We start from the raw sequence: 18,794 nt of genomic DNA, 5'->3' as shown, positions 1-18,794 counted from the left end.
GCTGCTCCTCGTACAGGGGGTGGACAAAGATGGCGTCTGTTTCCCCGGGCGGAGCGCTGGTAGGCGCACCACCCGTTACGACGGTTCTGGCGCACCTCCCATCCTGGCCGAAGGTGCGTCCCCGGTCATCATGTCAGCAGGAAATCCAGTACGGTTTCCTCGGCAATGGGTTACCCGGAAGTTTTTCCGCACGAGCGGGGAGGACGATGAAGGTGCTGGACCCACGCGGGTTCGGATTGGTGTGCGCGGCCGCGGCGGTCGCCACCGGATTGACCGTCGCGGGATGCGCGGATCGGATCGAGGGAACCGCCAACCCGAACGCCACGGATCTAGCCTCGTACAAAACCGAAGCCGCCGCATCCTCTGCGGCGGCCACGTCGTCGCGGCGCGCCGCAGCCGTGGCCCAGGCGATCACCGACAACTGCGCGCAATTCACCACCACCACCGGCGCCGGGGTGAAGGCGTACAACGATTTCGTCGACGCGCACGATTCGAACTCACCGGAATACGCGGCCAAACGTGAGAACGCGGTCACCGTCCTCGAAGACGCCGCCAACAAGGTGCAGGCCGGCGTCGACAACGCGGCGGGCGCCCTACCCGAGGATCTGGTCGCCAAGTTCACCGAATACGTCGCGGCCGCCAGGGCGCTGGCCGCCGAGACGCGGAAGATGAGCTACACCGCTCAGGTCGGGCCGCTCAACGACGCCAGCAGACGGGTCAACGACGCGCGCAACGCGGTGCGCGACGCGTGCCCGAAACGCTGAGCCACCGCGCGGCGCACCGCCCCGAGCAGTCCCACGCACTGGGATCGCACAGGTCGCCGCGCGACATACGGTGGCATTTCGGCCTATCGGCTTGCGCTCGGGCCGATAACCATGTTCGCTTGCAACTACCTACTGTCGGGAGTTGAGGAGGACACCACCGTGGTCGCCGCGGCGGACGCGCAGAACTACGCTCAGAAGCTTGGCATTACTCACGGCATGGTTGTCCAGGAACTGGGCTGGGACGAGGACACCGACGACGACCTGCGGGCCGATGTCGAAGACACCAGTGGCAGCGAAATGGTGGACGAGGACTCCGATGAGGTCGTCGACGCCGTACTGCTGTGGTGGCGTGAGGAAGACGGCGATCTGGCCGACGAGCTGATGGAAGTCATCAGCCCGCTCGCCGACGACGGCTTCATCTGGGTCCTCACCCCCAAGACCGGTCAGCCTGGCCATGTCGATCCGAGCGAGATCGCCGAAGCCGCGCCAACGGCGGGTCTGACGCAGACCTCCGCGATCAGCCTCGGCTCGTGGATCGGGTCTCGGCTCGTACAACCGAAGGCTCCGTCGAAGCAGCGCTGATCGTTTCGCTATGGTTCCTGCCGGGCGATGGTCTCATCGCCCGGCAGGAACCCGACTTGCTGGAGGGATGAGCGTATGCCGATCGAAGTGGGCACTGTCGCACCGGACTTCACACTCAAGGACCAGAACAACCAGGAAGTCACGCTGTCGGACTTCCGCGGCCGGAAGAACGTGCTCATCGTCTTCTACCCGCTCGCCTTCACCGGCATCTGCCAGGGCGAACTCTGCAAGGTCCGCGACGAACTGCCCAAATTCCAGAACGACGACGCCGAGATCCTCGCCATCTCCGTCGGCCCACCCCCCACCCACAAGATCTGGGCCGCCGAACAGGGCTACATCTTCCCGCTGCTGTCCGACTTCTGGCCGCACGGCGCCATCGCCCAGGCCTACGGCGTCTTCAACGACAAAACCGGCTTCCCCAACCGCGGCACCTTCGTCGTCGACAAGGACGGCGTCATCCGCTTCGCCGAGATGAACGGCCCCGGAGAAGCCCGTGACCAGGCGGCTTGGGAGAAAGCGCTCGCCGCGCTAGATTCATAAGCCGCACCGTCGGAATCCCGCCGACGGGCGCGGGCGTATAGCTCAGAGGTAGAGCACTGGTTTTACACACCAGCGGTCGGGGGTTCGATCCCCTCTGCGCCCACCATAACGGCCTTATTCAAACCGTTGACCGAGAAAACGTCGGCCAAGGTGAGTGAGTCCGTTTTGGTGTTATCAGGATCTGGAGCCTCGACTGCATGTAAGCGGTCGGGGCTCTTGTCGTGTGCGGGGGATGCTCCTCGCACGTCGTGTCCATCGGGCGACGCGTGTCGCTGCCGGGCTCGTGTGGCGACGATGCCTGCTCCTGGAGTACTCGCGCGATTGCGCTGGTGAGCGTGGGTGGCTTCGTAGAATTCTTGGAGCAGTGGTGTGCGGGTGCTGTCGCTGACGATGGTTTCGGTGGTGTCATCCACGAAGAAGCGTTCGTAGAACGTCTGATTGAGCAAGCGGCGGGCATCATCGGCGGCATGGCTGTAGAGGCTGTGTGGGTCGCAGAGGGCTTGCAAGGCTTGCCGGAGCACCTTCTCACCGATGGCGAGTTCGGCGCCGGTATCGGTCAAGCTGGCTTGGATGCGGGTGCGCTGGATCTTGATATTGCGCATCTTGAGGCGGATCTGATCGGCGGGCAGCGTGTCGTCGGCAAGAGCGTCGACCAACCGGGCTTCCTGTTCGGTCAGTCGGGTCAACTGGCGGTTGAGGCTGGCGTGGAGTTCGCGAGTGCTGGTCTGCTGGTCGTTAACGGTGTCATCGAGATGTGCAGTGACAACGTCGATGAAGTCCTTGGGAAGTTGTGCGGTGCGGTAGTGCTCGATGATCGCGTCTTCGATGGCGGGTGCAGGCACATGCGGAAGATCACACAGGCCCTCTTGTCGGACCCGGCACTTGAAGTAGTCGTACTTGCGGCCGGTGTGGCTGGTGGCCTTTGTGAAGATCAGCCGGGAGGTACGTCCCTTCCTGTGGCAGCGGCCACAGAACAGTTCGCCGCGTAGGTAGTGGGCATGTACGCGGTCACGCTGTCCCTTGGCGCTGCGAAGATTGAGCACATTTTGTACTCGGTCGAACAGTTCGTGACTCACCAGTGGCTCGTGACGGCCGGGATAGATATGACCCTTGTAGACGATGAATCCGGCGTAGTACGGATCTTTGAGCATGGCGTGCAGCTTGGACGCCGACACCGTGTGTTCGTAGGGCTTGCGCTGCGAAGGTCGCGAAGTCAGTCCCTCGTCGGCCATTGTGGCCTCAAGTCGCTCGATGCCGAAATCGCCGGTGGCGTAGAGTTCCCACGCTCGCAGCACCAGCGGCGAGCGTTGCGGATCGAGGATGACAGTGCTGATCGGTTTGCCCTCGAACTGCTTTTTGACATTTAGGTAGCCCAGCGGTGCACGGCCGACGGTGCCGCCCGCCTTCGCTTTCTGGAACATCTTGTCGCGAACGTCGAGGCCCTGCATGGTGTTTTGCAGGTCATTCATCACGTCGAGCATTCCGGCCATCGCTACCGCGTGCGGCCCTTCGCCGAAATCTTCCTTGACACTGATCAGGCGGACGCCAAGCTTCTGGAGCTGCATTTCGACCATCGCGGCGTCGAAGCGATTGCGGAACGCGCGTGAGCGCATGTACACCACGACGTACCTGATGCCGGGGTTCTTCTGTATATAGTCGAGCAGCAACTTGAACTGCGGACGGCGATCGACCGTCTTGGCTGATATGCCCTTCTCGATGAACGGCGGGTGTGCCAGTTCGGCTCCGATCGCGCTCACCTTCCCGCGCGTCTGCACTTCCTGGGTGGCAATCGACAAGCCGTTGGGATCAAGGTCGATAGCGGTATCGAGCTGCTTCTTGTCCGACACTCGCAGGTAGATCAATGCTAGTTCTGCCGGAGAAAGCAATGCCTCGGAATCGAGGCTCCGAGACGGTGGCATGACGGAATCGCCGCGTATTGACTGCGCGACAAGCTCACTGATAGACGGAAATTGAGGATTCTGCATGGACATAGGCTGCCTCCTTTACGGGTTACGTTGCTCTAGGCGCAAACACTCAGCGGCTCGATCTGCCCTGCCCTGATACAGGAAGAGGGACGCCATGATGGCGTCCCTCTTCCTGTATGCGGAAGTCAAGATCACTAACGGTTCAAATGCGTGGTCGCCATAAGTTAACTATACCCTCAAAAATGGCCTTTTTCAAGGCAATTCGTCATTTTCGGCCATGTGGTTAATTGACCAATAATGGCTTGCTGAGCTGGCTGCGCGGTCACTGAAGGTGACGCCGATACTGAAACCCGATCGGCAGAACTAGGTAAGTCCACTTGGTACCGTAGCTTCATGGGCACCGTCCCCCTCGAAGCCCTCCATCAAGCCATCCGCGCCGCCTGGTCGGCGGATACGAGCGCAGCGTCAGATTGGACCCATAGCAACCCCGCCAAGGGCCAATGTGCCGTCACCGCCTGCGTGGTGCACGATCATCTCGGCGGGGACATCCTCAACAGCGTCGCCGCGCTGCCCAGTGGGGAGACGGTGTCCCACTACTTCAACATCATCGACGGCGAGACGGTCGATCTCACCACCGAGCAGTTTCCGGAGCACACGCGCTTCTCCGAACCGGCGCCGAAGACCAAGGGCTTCGGCTCGACGCGCGACTACTGCCTGTCCTACGAGCGCACCCGGCAGCGCTACGAGCTGCTACGGAGGCGAGTCGCCGAGCATCTCGGCGATTAGCGTCACCGGGCCGTCCACAGTCCGAAGAACTCGCGCACTTCGGCCACTGCCACGTGCCGACGCAGTTCATCCGCGATATCGCTGAGCGTGGTTTGCAGTCGGGTCGAGGCCACCGTGCTGATGCCCGCGAAGTGCTCGATGAGCACCCCGCAGCCATCGGCAATCGCCCCGGCCTGGACGAAGTTCTGGGCCAACCGGATTTGCCAGGCGATCTGTTCGCGGGGGTAGGCCGCGGTGCCGTCGATAGCGGATTGCAGATAGGTGGCGGCTTCACTGTGGTCGCCGAGCCGCATGAAGGCCAACCCGGTAAGTCCGCTGAGCTGCGCCTCTGGCAGATGGGCGAGGTAGGCGGGATCGTGTCCCCTGGTCGATTCATACGCCCGGTGTGCCCTATTGACCGCACCGACCATCGCGGCCCGATCGCCAATGACGCTGAGGGCTTCGGCCTCGCGAATTGCCGCCAATGCGCGCAGTTTCGGACCGCCCTCCCGTCTGGCGGCAAGTTGGGCGGCTTGGGCGAGTTGCACGCCTTCCTTCGGGCGCGATCCTTCGCGGTAGGACAGCAGGCAGGCGTTGATCCAGGTATGTGCGGCGGCGATGCCGTCACCACTGACGGTGGCAGCCTGGGCTGCGTCGGCGTAGTAGCGCTTGGCGTCTTTCCAGCGACCAGCGTCGTAGTGCACCCAACCCGCGGCGGTCATCATCTCGGCCCCGGCACTGGTCAGTGCTTTACCAACCTTGTCGCTGTAGCTGCCAATGTCGAGGAGCTGCTCGACGTAGCGGACTTCGTTGGTGGCGATCTCGCACAGTCGATCCCCGCCGGCCATCAACTGGAGTTCGTGAATCTTGTCGATACTCCTCATGATTCGATCGACGTCGGCGGCGCCAACCCTCGGCCCCGAAGATGCTGACGTGCGAACTTCTGGACGCTGGCTCTCGGCGACGGTGGTACCGACTCCAACCACGCCCGTCTTGAAGAACTGGCGACGCCGCATGTCCGCCTCCTCATCTGACTCGGCCACCAACACGGTGAGCGGCACTTGCAGTGCCTTCGCCACGCGGCGCAGCACGCGCAGATCGTAGCTGGCGGGACCGTCGTGCTCCAGCTGTGAAATTGCCGGTTGGGTGAAGTGGAGGAGCGCACCCAGCTCGGCCTGTGTCATGCCGATGGACCTGCGAATCCGCCGGATGGTTTCGCCGGTTGTCATCGGCATGTCGGATACCCCCTGCGTGGCTGAAGCATTCATGGGCCGTGGCAGATAATCCACCGAATACCAGGTGGTTTCGGCCTCGACCGCACCATATACCGATTTGCGTATAACGGCGACGAGACCAGGTATTTGCGGGCGTAATAGGCCGTTTCCGGGGCCTACGGTCCTACTCGGTACCCGGTACCGGGCCGACGCCGACAACCCCTTGTCCGGCGCACCGGCCCGCCAGAGTGGCAGGCCGGTGGCGAAACGCCCCCGGTGTCGGGTACCGCCTGATCGTTTCCCACGCCCCCGAAACGGCCTGAAACGGAGATCCCCGGTGACGACGAATTCGCTTGCTATGTACCAACTTATTGCGCTGTACGATGCGGCGGCTCACGCTGCGCCGGTGCTGCCGTTCAGTGTTCATATGGCGCACGAGATGATGCAGCTCCATCTCGGATGCCGCGCCAAGCACTGTGCGCGCAAGGCCGCCGCTCAACAGACGCTCGTCGAGGCCGGACGAATGGTGCCGAGCAGTACGAAGCCGCGGTGAGGCGGATCTCTGATGCCGACATGGATGTCCTTGGTACTGGCGGCTCTGGCAGGAATCGGAACGATCGGGCTGCTGGCGGGGGTGATGTTGATGGCTGCTCGGTCGCCGGAGGATCTTGTCGATTCGAGCGCGGCGACGCGGGCGCCGAGGGACGATCCGGCATCGTCAGCGGCCGACTCCGCGACGACTCCAGGCTCTTCGGAAGCCGATGGGCGAGCAAGCATCTGGCCGCACACCTGGACCCACGAAGCGCCGGATGGCGCGCTCGGTGTGGATGAAGCGCACCGCGAAATGCAGGTGCACCGGAACTGCCGCTTGGATGGGTGCGCCAGGAAGGCTACCGCCTTCCAGACGCTCATTGAGGCTGGGCGGGTGGTGCCGGATTCGGGGCGGATGCCGTATTGAGCAGCTCATTGCGTAGTTCTTGCCCAGCATCGTGGTGGCGGTGCTGGGCTTTCTCGCTGTCCGCAGCAGCGCCGAGATTATATAGCGACTTTCTTACCCGATCTTGGCCCACATCCTCGGCGGTGGATGGCTCTGCGTGACATGCGGCATCAAGCATCTACTTCGAAATACACACAGCATGAATTTACCTCCTCGCGTCATCCTATCGATATACCCATTCGATTGGCCACCCCTGAGTGGCTGGCATATATGCAATAAAGCGAATATTCATAGGCATATCCATCAGTATCTTTACGCGCCGCACCTCCTTCGGTGCTAGATTCCTTATGCCATCTACGGATGCATCGAGTATGCAATCCGATTCTGACTTTACCGAATCGGTGACCGGATTTCCTTCGTTGCCATACCCATAGAATGCCTCCTTTATTAGGATTTGCGGCAAGGCGACCTCACTTGCCGTGGCTTCCAACTCTAATAACACAAACTGGCCATTCTTGGGATTAGGAACTGCATCCTGAGCGCCCTTATCGCACCTATCAACACGAGATACTTTGGTCAGCCTCAGAGTGAAGTATACGTAGTCCCTGATCTCCTCTCCATTCATATAGACTTTAGGCTTCTTAACCTCGACAGGTTGGCCCACGTCTAGCAGTAGGTTCCCGCGGGGAGAAACCCGGTTTCCCCGAAAGAAGTATTCCGAGGCGATCCACCATTGCCCCAGCAAAGGAACTTCAGGATGCCCGTTCGCGATCCGTGAACGATACGGAGAAACCAAGGCCGCGAAGAATAGCAGCGTTGCGACCAAGATGAATGCAATGCCCCCAAGTATAACCCTCTTAACCCAAGGCTCAACCACCTTCTTTTTATTCTTGTCCGCAAGAATAGAAGCACGTACTTGAACCGACTTGAGGAGTTTATCCTTTTCCGAACCAGGAGGAAGCTGCTCCAGCATGTCGAGATCATGCTTAATCGCTACCCGGAGGCGGGCATTCTCCCCCTTGTAGCGTCGGTCACCGTGATGGTTATGCTCATACTTTATGTCTTGAATCACGCTAGGATTTTCGCCATGCAATACTGCATGTGCTTCATCAACATGGAAAGAATTACCCTCCTTCATGACTCATCCCACCTGTCGCCTCTACCGCGGTACCCATAGTTGAATGTTTGCTTAACTTCGTGATTGCCACCATTGAAAACCGGGCCATTAACAATCCCGATACTAAGAGCATATTCGCCTGTCTGTCGGAGAGGTGATGACTCAGTAACGGCAGCCCGTACATCGGGAGTTTCAGAGTTCTGCGGATTTGTCATACCACCCTCGACTTCTGCTGCTAGGAGGATTGCCGCCAGTTTTTCGCGCATTGGCCCATTCACATATCGCTTGAAGGTATCTCGTTCATAATAGAATCCAGATTTCCGGCTTACATGCCAACCAAGACCTGCGTACCGAAACTTTGCCGTGCCGATCTCAGTCTCGACATCTTTGTCGAACTCCATCAGGTCATACATGATCAGCGCAGCCTCTTGCCAGGTAACTGTTGAGTCATCGGGAGTACTTGGAAGCTTCTCATCGGGAAGGCTCTTAATTGCTTCGTGTAGCATCTTCTCGATCGCATTACCGCGCTGCAACTCGTCGCTCCACAAAGCTGGATAAAGCCGTTCGGCCACCCGAAATAGAATACCAAATTTCTTTGAATCAAAGTCTTTTGGTTCAATTAGGGCGCGGGGTCCACCTCCGCTACGCAGCTGCTCCAACTGCCCCGCTAAAGCCGTCTGGTCCAGGTACGTCACGCCCGATGAACGCCGCATGGGCAGAGTATCGCATACAGGCTTCAACCTAGCTATAACACGGTGGATGTCCGTGTTCTGACTGGTGTGTCGCTACAGACACGAGGGATGTCTACTCATAGTCGTAGCGCTGATTGATTCGCAGACCATCCTTGGCTACGACGACGTCGCCGTTATGGTGTGCGATATGAATTCCCTGTTTCGCTCCAGTCGCAGCTTGACCGAGAGTGCGGTCTCGTTGTGATTTCAAATCACGCATAACCTCTGCTCGATCGCTAATGCGCATGCTGAAGTCCGATATAAGGCTGCCAGCGGTACGAAGGTCCATTCCGCCATTTTTTACCGCCGCATCAAGCATCTCGGGAACATGCCCTCGAACTTCATAGCTCTCATCTTCCAGTAGCCGGATCATTGATTCCGTTGCCCAGTCACGATGTGCGTCATGATTGCACAATTTGATAACCATCGTGGTTGCGGCCATGCGCTCCCACTCGTCGTCGCTGGCCATCAGGGATTCTATTAGGGCTTTTGCGTGATCCGGGTTCTGATCAACAAGGAGATCCATCTCCCAGGATAGCTGATTTCCTTGAAGCCCCGATTCTTCGTCCTGAACGTCAGCCGCATGCACTTCGGAAAGCATGTCGTGAATCGCACCGGTCGACCGCTCCGGCAAATTTAATTCTGGCGTTTGCGATCGGAGCCTGTAATCCGGCAACTCATACTCCGGATCAGGTTTGGAATGTTCGCCCATATTTAGTTGTCCTCTTACTTCTATATACCTCTACATAAGCACATTTTGTTCGCTATATCAATACGCTGGATTCGACGCAAGTGTTTTGCCGGGCAGGTTACCGGACGAATCCGGTCCGGCAACCTGCCCGGCAAAACACTTGGATTAGGCAGAGGGCGCTGCAATTCTCGATTCAGCTTCCAAATCGGGAAGTCAACTCAACGCCGAAGGAATCGAATGCAACCCACCCTCACCGCCTGGGCACTCTTCATGGCGTCGTATCTGCTCGTCTCTTTGGAGGCGACAGTCAAATTACGACTGGCGGGTTCTCGCTCGGGACGCCACCGCCGGTCCGCAGGTTCGTGGTGCCCTGCCTGCGGCCACGGGTCGAACGGGGAGACCGCCTAGCGCGATCTGTAGCAGTTGGCACCGGTCGCGGCTGGTGCCAACTGCTCAACCCAGAGCCTCGCTCGGTCGTTCCCATCTATCCCCAAAGGAGACTCACTTGCCACATTCCCACAAATCGCAGAACTCGCTGCGATCTTTCTGCTGCCCGCTGCGGCCGAATATCCCATCCAGCCTCGTCCTGATTCTCGTCTTCATTCTCCTCGTGATCGGCCTGGTGACCGGATGTGGGTCTTCCGCTCCATCGTCGACCGTTCGACCGATCACGTTGGTGGCGACGGCGACCAGCGCCGAACCGCGGACGGTGCTGCCGGAGTCGATGGTGGACGAATTGACCAGCATGGCAAAGCGATCCAAGCGCAAGGGCGGCGCCACCGTCAGGGCGATCACCGCCGCCAGCGGCGAGGCCAGCGCCATCGACCTCACCCCGCTCCGGCCGAACGGTCAGGTGCAGCACGCCACAGCCGACGCTGAGCGGCAGATCCGCGCAGCCATCGACAAGCTCGGCGTCACGCTGGGCGAGACTGCCTCCACGACGCCGGGCCTCTCCGTCCTGCCGCTCCTCGACCGGGCTGCCCAGATCCCGGACGCCGAGATTCACGTCCTTTCATCGGGTATCAGCACAGAGGCCCCGATGGACTACCGGGTGATCGGATGGAACACGAACCCGGCCAGCGTCATCGACAGCATCGCCCGACAAGGGCAGATCCCCAATCTGGCAGGCCGTCACGTGACATTCCACGGCCTTGGTGTTGCTGGTGGCTCGCAACCGAGCTTGCCGCCGTTCGCCCGCACCATAATCGAGCGGATTTGGGTCGGCATCTGCGAGCGGGCCGAAGCAGCGAGCTGCACGATCGGACACGACGCGCCAACCGCGGCGGCGCCCGTGGCCACCATGCCCGTGCCGGTGGTGCCCGTGCCCGAGGTGATCACCGAGAATGGCTGCGCCGTATGGCTGAACCTCTCGGATGCGGTGCTTCACTTCGCAGGCGGAAGCGCGGCTCTGCCAGCCAGTGCCGATGATGCACTTCGTCCGATCGTGGAGGCAACGTCCCGCTGCCTGGTTCAAGCCATCGACATCACCGGGCATATCGCCGACACCGGCGACGGCGACGATCACAACGACCTGGCCGGTCGCCGCGCCCGTGCGGTGGCAGATCGGCTCCTCGCCCTCGGCTTGCCGCCCGCACTGCTCGGCACCGTATCCGGTCACGGTGCGCACGAGCCGGTGGTCCCCAACTTCACGGGCGGAATCTTCGACGAGGACAAAGCGACCGCCAACCGCCGCGTCGAGGTCATCTTCCATCAGTCCGGCCGCTGATCGCCACCGACGAGCGTCAGCCGCTGGAGCCACTACCCCATCAACGAAATGGAGGTACCACCGTGCCCCTAACACCTACTCCCACCCCGAACGGCCATTCTGAGCCGCAGTCGCCGATGACGGTGACGAAGCCCACCGATCCACCTGTCGCGACCGCAGGGCCGCAGTTCGAGCCGACGTCCGTTCCCAAACGAGATATCGCGTGGTCGCTGGCGACGGGCAAACCGATCCCGCGTGAATGGTTGCCGCAAGTCCTGGCGCTGGTTGGTGAACAGCAGCGCATCGGCGTCACCCGCAACCCCGACATGCTCAGCCAGATGGAGGCCCTGGTACTGAGCCAGGGCATGCTGGTGGCCGAAGAAGCCCGCGACCGGGGTGCCGACCAACTGGGTGAATTGGTGGACCGGGCCGCCACGATCAGGGGAGATATCGACACGGCCCGTGCGGAAATCGCCCAGCTGGAAGCCCGGCCACTCATCGGTATGAACGGGGATATCATCAGTGCCCGCGGTGCCAAGGAACGTATGGGCACGGTCAGTGCGGTGGTCACCGAGGAACGGGATGCGGGCAGCGTGAAGCACCGGCGAGTGCCGGTCTTACTGCACCATTTCTCCACTTGTGCCGTGATGCTGGACTTTCCGGTGTTGCTGTATTTCCTGGCCCAGGTGTTCAATGTCGACCTGGCCGGGCTCGGTAGCGCCAGTGCGGCCGCGTGGGGTGAAAGCCTGATCCCGCTCATTACCTCTGTCGTCTTCGCGCTGCTGGGCACGGCGGCCGTGGCGGTGGGTTTGAAGTTCTTCGGACGGGATCTGAAGGGTTACAAGGACAAACACGGTCACATTCAGTTCCCGGCCGGGCAGGCGCGTGTCATTCCATCGCTGTTCGTGGGCTTGACATCCCTCCTGGCGATTGGGGCCGGGATCGTGATGGCCTACCGCATTGTTTCCGACAGTGTCGCGGCGGGTGGCAGTATCGCGAGTGCAGCCATACTCGCGGTGTTCTTCGCGGTCATCGTCATCGTGGTGAACGTGGTGGTGTTTTCGACGTGTTTCCGAGACGGTTCGCTTCAGACTGACGAGATCGATCACCTGATGGCGCAACTGCAACCGATCCAGAACCTGCGCGTCGATTTCCAGCGCCGGATCGACGGCTTGACCGTGCAGCTGCCGCCGCTCCGACTCAAGGCCGAGCGGGTCTATGCTGCAACGCTGGCCAGGATGGGAACACCGCTCAAAGGGGCAGATCAGGTTCGGCTACTGGCTCGCTCCTACCACCAGGGTTGCGGCGCGGAAGCGATGTTGACCTACGCGCAGGGCAATCCGGGCGGCAATCTACTGGCTCCACGAGTGGTCGTGGACTACTCGATACTCGATCACCTGATGGCCCGCTTGGGCGAATTGGTCACGGTGAGCGATCCGCCCACGATCAACCCGGCCGCCACCCCGGAGGCGTCGACGGAATCGGTGCCTGCAAACGATGAGGCTGACGACCTCGGCGGGGAGTGGTGACGCTATGAGCGATGACCTGAACATGGCCGAGAAGTTCAAGCGCGGCTGCATCAGTGTGCTGGTGGGGGCGGTTGCTATCTACTGTGCGGTCGGTGTCATCGAATCCATCTGGCCGACACTGGCGCTCATCTTGGGTATCGCGGGGGTGATTGTGCTGGTCGTCGGTGCGGTCATGCTGTACCAGAAAATCCGTTCCGGGTGGTAGCCCCCTCCTATCCGGCTGCTGATATTGATGGCATTTTTGCAACGTTGCCATAAGTGCAATGAACACAAAAATTGCCTCCAGGAGACCCACCCTTTCGGTGTTGTAGTTTAGTCAATACCGTTGATCGTTGCATCCATGCAACGCATAGTAGAGGGCGGCCGATCGTTGCATGCGTGCAACGCATCGCGCATGGCGTTAAGCGCCGAATCCAATTCAAGCAATATCAAACATAATTCTCGAAGGAGGACATCTATGTCTAAAACCGGACGCTATAACTACCGCCGACCTGCGAAGGGGCGCAACCGCCCTGCCGGGTACGAGCGCCACATCTCCGTACAGGCCGTGTCGAAGAATCCACCGGACTACCAGAAGCTGAGCCGCGCAATTATTGCGATGGAATTGGCGAAGATCGAAGACGAGAAAAATAATCCGACTCTCGAAAATACCTCGGATGAAGCAGCTCAGAAGGGTCGGCAATGACAATTGAAAATGACGCCCCCGAAAACCTCACCGCCGACTCCCTTGTATGGCAACTCCTCTTTTGGCCTGCCCCATTCCGAGAAGCCGCGGCGATGAGTCTGCTTCGCCATTGGGCTGCCCAAAAGCACGCCCCACAACTCATCCTCGAAGCCCGCTCGACTGTCGACGGTGTGGAATATCTGGTCGGCAGCCAACTACGCCATGCCCAAGGGGTCCGACGTTCGGTCGAGCAGTTGGTCGGCGGATCGGTGGTGACGCCCTTTGACCCCACCGAGCGCGGCAACATCATGACGGCTCGACGGATGAAGCTCACCGCAACGGATTGGCCGTTGGAGCCCGTCGACCGTGTGGCCTCTAGCCGTTCGATCCTGTCTGCCCTTACGGCGGTGAACCACGGTGAGCGCCTGGTGATTCAAGTCGTCCTCGGCCCTCGTCGACAGCCGATGTTGCCGCTGGTCGAACAAGCGCACGGTGGACACCAGTTGGCAGCCTCGAAGGTGTGGAATGGCCTGCTGCCGGATAAGCGGCCGAATGCCAAACAAGCCGTTGCCCGCAAGCTCGGACAACACGGCTTCGCGGCCGTGGTGCGGATCGGTGTCGAAGCCGCAACCGCGGACCGCCGAAGATCCCTCATGCTCGGATTGGCCGCCGCCATTGGGACGGTCGAAACGGCCGGGGTCCATTTCAAACTCGCCGACGAGAAGGCCGCGAAGATCAACCAGCCGAAGGCAACCTGGTCGATCCTGACCCCGGCCCAACCCCTCAGCGTGCCGGAACTGAGTCACCTTTTGGCGTGGCCGGTATCGGATAATCGTGACGACCGCTTCCCCGGTCAGCCACCCATCCACCCACGCCCTGTTCGCCCCACCCCGGCGCTCCTCAGCGGTGAACGGGTTATCGGCGAAGCCAACGCACCGGGAATTTCCGGCACCGTCGGGTACGACGTCCTGGACGCCATGCGGCATACCTGGGTGATCGGGCCAAACGGCACCGGCAAGTCGACACTGCTACTGAACCTGATCGTCCAGGATCTCAACGCCGGGCGCCCGGTGGTGGTCATCGAACCGAAGGATCTGGTGACGGACATCCTGGCGCGGATTCCGGAGCATCGAAAACGGGACGTAGTCCTACTGGATGCCCTTGATGAGGCGCCGGTGGGCATCAATCCGCTGGCGCACAGCAAGGGTCGCACGCCCGAGGTGATCGCTGACTCGCTGTTCGGCACGATTCATGCCATCCACGGTGACCTTGGGCCACGGTCGGCCGACATCCTGCGAAACAGCCTGGAAGTGCTGGCGAAGCGTGAGGATGCCTCGCTCACCATGTTGCCGCTCCTGCTCACCAATCCGGGGTTCCGCCGCTCCCTGACGCAACGGGTCATCCGCGACGATCCGTTCGCGGCCGGGCCGTTCTGGGCCTGGTTCGACTCGCTGTCGCCGGAAGCGGTGGATACGAAGATCGCTCCACTGAGCAACAAATTGCGTCCACTACTGACCAAACAGCTCAGGGCGGTTCTGGCACAGCGCAACCCGAGGTTCAACATCCGTCAGGTGCTCCGCGAGAACAAGGTGCTGTTGGTGCCGTTGCAGAAAGGCGTCCTTGGACCTGAAGCGGCCCAGTTGCTCGGTGCGATTGTGCTCGCCGAGCTGTGGCAAGCCATCAGGGAAAGGGCGGGAACACCGGAGTCCACCAGGACAGCGACGATGATCTACATCGACGAGGTGCAGGACTACTTGCGGCTGCCGACTGACCTTGGTGATGCCTTGGCAACGGCGAGGTCACTGCGCGCCGGGTTCCACTTGGCGCATCAGTACCAGAAGCAGTTGCCGCCCGCGATGCTCGATGCCTTCCGCAACAACGCCCGCAGCCGGATCACCTTCCAGCTGCAATCCGGCGATGCCAAGGACATGGCGACCGGGCAATCCGTCCTCGTACCCGAGGATTTCGGAGCGCTGCCCGCCCACCACGTCTACGTCAATCTGATGCGAGACAACACGGTACAGCCGTGGGCCTCGGGCGTGACGTTGCCACCGCCACCGGAAACCAGCGACCCGAACGAAATCCGACGGCTCAGCCGTGAGCGGTACGGGCAGCCGCTGGACGAGATCGAGGCCGGGTTCGCCGCGCTGCTGGAGCAAGTAAATAGCGGAGCCGGTAGCAGTGGAACCCGCCGCCGAAGGAGGAACGACGCATGATTCCACCCCACCCTATCGACCACCCTTTCGGCCCCACCAACAAATCCCCATCTACCAGGCATCTTGCTTCGCTACGGAAGCCGAATGATGGTGCCCATTCGGGCACCACAACACCAAGCCGCCGCGTGCGTGACCTCGACAAGGTTGCCCGGCAACTGACCGAACGTGATACCGCGATCCTGCGGTCGGTGGCCGAACACAAGTTCTTGACCATCGGCCAGATCGAAGTGTTGCACTTCGACAACACTCCCGGCTCGCGCGCACGCGCCGCTCGCCGCGCTTGCGCTCGATTGCGTCGACTCGGTGTGCTTGGCGGATTGACCCGAACAGTCGGTGGCACCAGCGGTGGCAGCGGCGGACTCATCCATTACGTCGATGAAGTTGGCGATCGACTGCTACGACGTGACTCGGAGCGACGCACGCGCCGACCGTTTCGTGAACCCACTGAGCGGTTCCTGAACCACCAACTCGGCATCGCCGACGCCCACGTTGCCCTCGTTCAGGCCGACCATGCTCGACAACTGGAACTGCTGCGCTGCGACATCGAGCCGACTGCCTGGCGTGACTACGTCGGCATCGGCGGGGCGCGGCTGACACTCAAGCCCGATCTTTACGCCGAAACCGCCTGCCCGCCTGGCAGCGAATACGTCGACGCCGCGTTTATCGAGATCGACAAGGGTACCGAGAGCATTCCCACCCTGATCAAGAAATGCCGCGAATACGAGAACTATCGGCGACAAGGGATCGAGCAGGAACGTAGCGACGGGGCCTTCCCGATCGTGGTGTGGAGCATTACCGCCGAGAGCGAAGCCAAGGCCGAACGACGCCGGATCGCACTGCGAGAAGCTATCGCCAGGGATCGCGGCCTGCCCGATGACCTATTCCAGGTTATTGCCTCCGAACAACTCATCGACACCATGCAGAAAGGGACCAGCCTATGACAGAAGCGAACACAAAACTTGTTCAATCACAACCGATTACAACGCCAACCAAGCGCTACCGCACCATCATGGCCGACCCTCCGTGGGATATCCTGCAACGGGGCAGGATCGGCGCCGAACGGCACTACAACCTGATGACCGTCGATCAGATCAAGGCAATGCCCGTCGTGGATCTGGCCGAAGACGACGCTTGGTTGTGGTTGTGGGTCACCAACGCCACCTGGCGTGAGGGATACGACGTCATGACCGCATGGGGCTTCACCTACCGCTCACCGCTGACATGGGTCAAACCGCGGCTCCAGCTCGGACAGTACCTCCGCAACATGACCGAGCATGTTCTGTTCGGCACGAGAGGAAAGGCCAAGGTCAACTTTCGGGCACAACCGACGTGGTTCATCGCCCCCACCCAGGAGCACAGCCACAAACCCGAGGAACAGTTCCCAATCATCGAGCGCGTCAGCAGCGGGCCATACCTGGAACTGTTCGCCCGCCGTCGGCAACCGGGGTGGGATGCCTGGGGCAACGAAATCGATTCCGACATCGTCATACCGGGCTACCCGGTGCCATCCGACCCCAAGCACGGCGACGGTCAGAAAATCCTCACTGGATAGCTCCGCGCTCGTCGGTGTCCTGCGGCCGTCACCGTAAGCACAGCAAGTGCTTACCGGCCGCTCGCACCGAGGAGGAGCGAACATGTCCACACCCGAAGGATCGAGCAGCCGGGAAATCACTCTGGCTATCAAGCTCGACCCCGCTCGCCACGCACAGCTCACCTGGATCGCGGAACTGCGCGGTACCAGCCTCAAAGCCGAATCGTTCAAAGCGGTCGACGCCTACATCGAGGCTGCCAAGCGAGATCCCGAGCTGATCGCCAAGGCCACCGCCGCGAGAGAAGAAATCGAGCGGCAGGCCAGGGAGCGACAGGAAGCTATCGCCAACCTGTTCACCGCCCCGACCTCGCCGCCGCCTGTTCAGGAGGACGAGTCGGAATCCGGCGACGGTGATGCGGTGAAGGGCACCCGCCGTCCGAGCGGACGGCGTGGATCGCAGGCTGGCGAGTAGCACCACCACGTCGGGCATCGCACTCCCGGCAAGGCCGGTCGGATCAGCGAATCGAGGAGCGATCCTCTTCGCTGGCCGATCGGCCACTACTCCTTCTATATTCAAATATGCTATGTGCATCTTATTTAAGTTGTAGTTTCTACAATTATCGTTGCACGTATGCAACGATGGCGCTATAGTCGAAAAACAAAAAGGAGTAAATAAATCAATGAATCAGGATCAGGCAATCGATATTGGAAATTTCCTGAGATCGAAACGTGAGGATGTAGGGTTATCACAGGCGGAGGTCGCTCGTCGGGCTGGTGTCGATAAAGGTACCGTCAGCCGTGTCGAAAGTGCACAGTTCACCGCTCGAACGGATAATTTGCAGGCCATCGGCGAAGTCGTGGGTGTATCGCTGACAGACATTTTCGCGGCAGGGGGTCGCATACCGTCGACTGACCTGCCTAGCATCCGCCCTTATCTGCGCGCCAAATATTGCAATATGCCCACTGAGCTACTGGAAGAAATAGAAGGCTACCTCGAACAGCTCGCCCGTGAACGTGGCATCAGTTTCGACGGACCGCTCAACGACGAAGACCAATACACCACAACAGCGAACTAATATCAGGAAGGAACGCATCAGGCTAGAAATCATAAACACAATGTAAAACCCTCAGGTGGGAGCAGGGTCGACCAGACGGAGAATTCACGTAATCAGATTCAACTGCTGAAAGGAGATGTCCTTATGCCCAACAAACCACCTACCTACCCCACCAGCCATATGCTCGCGCACTTGCGATCCTTGCTTCCTCGTCGTGACCAGCCATTGACCTATCGTGACGCGTTGCGAATCGCCCAGCAACAAGCCGAAGAGCTACACCACTTCCGTGGCGTGCTTGATGTCCAGGTTCCCGATTCAATAATCACCAGCCTGCCGCAACTGCACATCGAACTGGTCGACAGCCCGATCAGTAGTCTTCGATTCTGGGACGCCGCACAGCAGCAGTGGGTTATCCAGCTCGCCGCTTCAGATACTGACACCACTCGGCGGTTCCATCTGGCCTACGAGTTCAAGCAGATCCTCGACCACAACCGCCGCCACCGCCTCTACCGAGGCGACCAACATCACACCACTGCCTGCCAGGCCGAACGCGCCGCACGGCACTTCGCCGGACTCCTCCTTGTTCCCTCCGTAGCACTCGCTGACGCCTGGACTACTGGAATACGCGACATCACCACTTTGGCAACACTGTTCGCGGTCGACGCCACCGTCGTGACCGCCCGCCTAGCGCAAATCGGAGTCCCGAGTTAGGACAGGTTAGTGTGCAAGTCCGCCGGGTTTGGCCCGGCGGATCCGTGGATTTTGGTGAGTGCTTCGGCGAGGTCGGTCGGTAGCGGGTCGGCGGCGGTGAGGGTCTTGTTGCCGGCG

Annotated in this window: 21 protein-coding genes and 1 tRNA gene; 17 read left to right on the top strand and 5 right to left on the bottom strand. The window is 60.6% G+C overall.

The window, feature by feature from the left end:
• Nucleotides 1-206: 206 nt before the first annotated feature.
• The 4 genes from IT779_RS27095 to IT779_RS27080 all read left to right on the top strand — a co-directional run bounded on the left by IT779_RS27095 (nucleotide 207) and on the right by IT779_RS27080 (nucleotide 1,992).
• Nucleotides 207-764, top strand: coding sequence for a hypothetical protein (locus IT779_RS27095; protein WP_196152269.1), 558 nt, complete (start codon nucleotides 207-209; stop codon nucleotides 762-764).
• 159 nt (nucleotides 765-923) lie between these two features.
• The gene (locus tag IT779_RS27090) at nucleotides 924-1,346 is read left to right on the top strand and encodes a DUF3052 domain-containing protein (RefSeq protein ID WP_196152268.1); all 423 of its coding nucleotides are present in this window, start codon (nucleotides 924-926) and stop codon (nucleotides 1,344-1,346) included.
• 75 nt (nucleotides 1,347-1,421) lie between these two features.
• Entirely contained in the window at nucleotides 1,422-1,886 is a 465-nt protein-coding gene (locus IT779_RS27085) for a peroxiredoxin (RefSeq protein ID WP_196152267.1), read from the top strand.
• 31 nt (nucleotides 1,887-1,917) lie between these two features.
• Nucleotides 1,918-1,992: transfer RNA gene (locus IT779_RS27080), tRNA-Val, on the top strand.
• Here IT779_RS27080 and IT779_RS39120 read toward each other — a convergent pair.
• Nucleotides 1,949-3,805 (bottom strand): recombinase family protein, encoded by a 1,857-nt coding sequence (locus IT779_RS39120; RefSeq protein WP_408637802.1) that lies wholly within the window; start codon nucleotides 3,803-3,805, stop codon nucleotides 1,949-1,951. The genes IT779_RS27080 and IT779_RS39120 overlap by 44 nt on opposite strands.
• 399 nt (nucleotides 3,806-4,204) lie before the next feature.
• On the opposite strand from IT779_RS39120, the gene IT779_RS27065 reads away from it, so the two are divergent.
• Nucleotides 4,205-4,597, top strand: a complete 393-nt coding sequence (locus IT779_RS27065; RefSeq protein WP_196152266.1) for a YunG family protein — start codon at nucleotides 4,205-4,207, stop codon at nucleotides 4,595-4,597.
• Nucleotides 4,598-4,599: 2 nt separating this feature from the next.
• Here the strand turns inward: IT779_RS27065 and IT779_RS27060 are convergent, their stop codons facing one another.
• On the bottom strand, nucleotides 4,600-5,811 hold the full coding sequence (locus IT779_RS27060) for a helix-turn-helix domain-containing protein (RefSeq protein WP_196152265.1): 1,212 nt from the start codon (nucleotides 5,809-5,811) through the stop codon (nucleotides 4,600-4,602).
• A 316-nt stretch (nucleotides 5,812-6,127) separates the two neighbouring features.
• On the opposite strand from IT779_RS27060, the gene IT779_RS27055 reads away from it, so the two are divergent.
• The gene (locus tag IT779_RS27055) at nucleotides 6,128-6,343 is read left to right on the top strand and encodes a hypothetical protein (RefSeq protein ID WP_196152264.1); all 216 of its coding nucleotides are present in this window, start codon (nucleotides 6,128-6,130) and stop codon (nucleotides 6,341-6,343) included.
• Nucleotides 6,344-6,355: 12 nt separating this feature from the next.
• Entirely contained in the window at nucleotides 6,356-6,748 is a 393-nt protein-coding gene (locus tag IT779_RS27050) for a hypothetical protein (RefSeq protein ID WP_196152263.1), read from the top strand.
• Between the two features lie 202 nt (nucleotides 6,749-6,950).
• On the opposite strand, the gene IT779_RS27045 is transcribed toward IT779_RS27050, so the two are convergent.
• From IT779_RS27045 to IT779_RS27035, 3 genes are all read right to left on the bottom strand, one after another.
• On the bottom strand, nucleotides 6,951-7,865 hold the full coding sequence (locus IT779_RS27045; protein WP_196152262.1) for a hypothetical protein: 915 nt from the start codon (nucleotides 7,863-7,865) through the stop codon (nucleotides 6,951-6,953).
• The gene (locus IT779_RS27040) at nucleotides 7,862-8,557 is read right to left on the bottom strand and encodes a hypothetical protein (RefSeq protein ID WP_196152261.1); all 696 of its coding nucleotides are present in this window, start codon (nucleotides 8,555-8,557) and stop codon (nucleotides 7,862-7,864) included. Before IT779_RS27040 ends, IT779_RS27045 begins: the two co-directional genes overlap by 4 nt.
• A gap of 91 nt (nucleotides 8,558-8,648) precedes the next feature.
• Complete coding sequence (locus tag IT779_RS27035; RefSeq protein WP_196152260.1) at nucleotides 8,649-9,287, bottom strand: DNA alkylation repair protein; 639 nt, start codon at nucleotides 9,285-9,287, stop codon at nucleotides 8,649-8,651.
• Nucleotides 9,288-9,771: 484 nt separating this feature from the next.
• On the opposite strand from IT779_RS27035, the gene IT779_RS27030 reads away from it, so the two are divergent.
• From IT779_RS27030 to IT779_RS26985, 10 genes are all read left to right on the top strand, one after another.
• Nucleotides 9,772-10,992 carry an OmpA family protein gene (locus tag IT779_RS27030; protein WP_196152259.1) on the top strand — a complete coding sequence of 407 codons (1,221 nt, stop codon included), beginning with the start codon at nucleotides 9,772-9,774 and terminating at the stop codon, nucleotides 10,990-10,992.
• A gap of 116 nt (nucleotides 10,993-11,108) precedes the next feature.
• Nucleotides 11,109-12,500, top strand: coding sequence for a hypothetical protein (locus IT779_RS27025; protein ID WP_196152258.1), 1,392 nt, complete (start codon nucleotides 11,109-11,111; stop codon nucleotides 12,498-12,500).
• Between the two features lie 4 nt (nucleotides 12,501-12,504).
• Entirely contained in the window at nucleotides 12,505-12,705 is a 201-nt protein-coding gene (locus IT779_RS27020) for a hypothetical protein (RefSeq protein ID WP_196152257.1), read from the top strand.
• A gap of 252 nt (nucleotides 12,706-12,957) precedes the next feature.
• Nucleotides 12,958-13,185, top strand: coding sequence for a hypothetical protein (locus IT779_RS27015; protein WP_196152256.1), 228 nt, complete (start codon nucleotides 12,958-12,960; stop codon nucleotides 13,183-13,185).
• Entirely contained in the window at nucleotides 13,182-15,380 is a 2,199-nt protein-coding gene (locus IT779_RS27010) for a type IV secretory system conjugative DNA transfer family protein (RefSeq protein WP_196152255.1), read from the top strand. Before IT779_RS27015 ends, IT779_RS27010 begins: the two co-directional genes overlap by 4 nt.
• Before the next feature lie 125 nt (nucleotides 15,381-15,505).
• Nucleotides 15,506-16,321 (top strand): replication-relaxation family protein, encoded by an 816-nt coding sequence (locus IT779_RS27005; RefSeq protein ID WP_332838983.1) that lies wholly within the window; start codon nucleotides 15,506-15,508, stop codon nucleotides 16,319-16,321.
• Entirely contained in the window at nucleotides 16,318-16,932 is a 615-nt protein-coding gene (locus IT779_RS27000) for an MT-A70 family methyltransferase (protein WP_196152254.1), read from the top strand. Before IT779_RS27005 ends, IT779_RS27000 begins: the two co-directional genes overlap by 4 nt.
• Nucleotides 16,933-17,014: 82 nt before the next feature.
• The gene (locus IT779_RS26995; protein WP_196152253.1) at nucleotides 17,015-17,383 is read left to right on the top strand and encodes a hypothetical protein; all 369 of its coding nucleotides are present in this window, start codon (nucleotides 17,015-17,017) and stop codon (nucleotides 17,381-17,383) included.
• A 208-nt stretch (nucleotides 17,384-17,591) separates the two neighbouring features.
• Nucleotides 17,592-17,987, top strand: coding sequence for a helix-turn-helix domain-containing protein (locus IT779_RS26990; protein WP_196152252.1), 396 nt, complete (start codon nucleotides 17,592-17,594; stop codon nucleotides 17,985-17,987).
• 123 nt (nucleotides 17,988-18,110) lie between these two features.
• Nucleotides 18,111-18,677 carry an ImmA/IrrE family metallo-endopeptidase gene (locus IT779_RS26985; protein ID WP_196152251.1) on the top strand — a complete coding sequence of 189 codons (567 nt, stop codon included), beginning with the start codon at nucleotides 18,111-18,113 and terminating at the stop codon, nucleotides 18,675-18,677.
• Nucleotides 18,678-18,794 lie beyond the last annotated feature (117 nt).

This window comes from Nocardia bovistercoris, from assembly GCF_015674855.1.
Taxonomy (GTDB): Bacteria; Actinomycetota; Actinomycetes; order Mycobacteriales; family Mycobacteriaceae; genus Nocardia; species Nocardia bovistercoris.
Note: the sequence above shows the minus strand (reverse complement) of the source record. Positions and strands in the feature narration are given on the sequence as shown.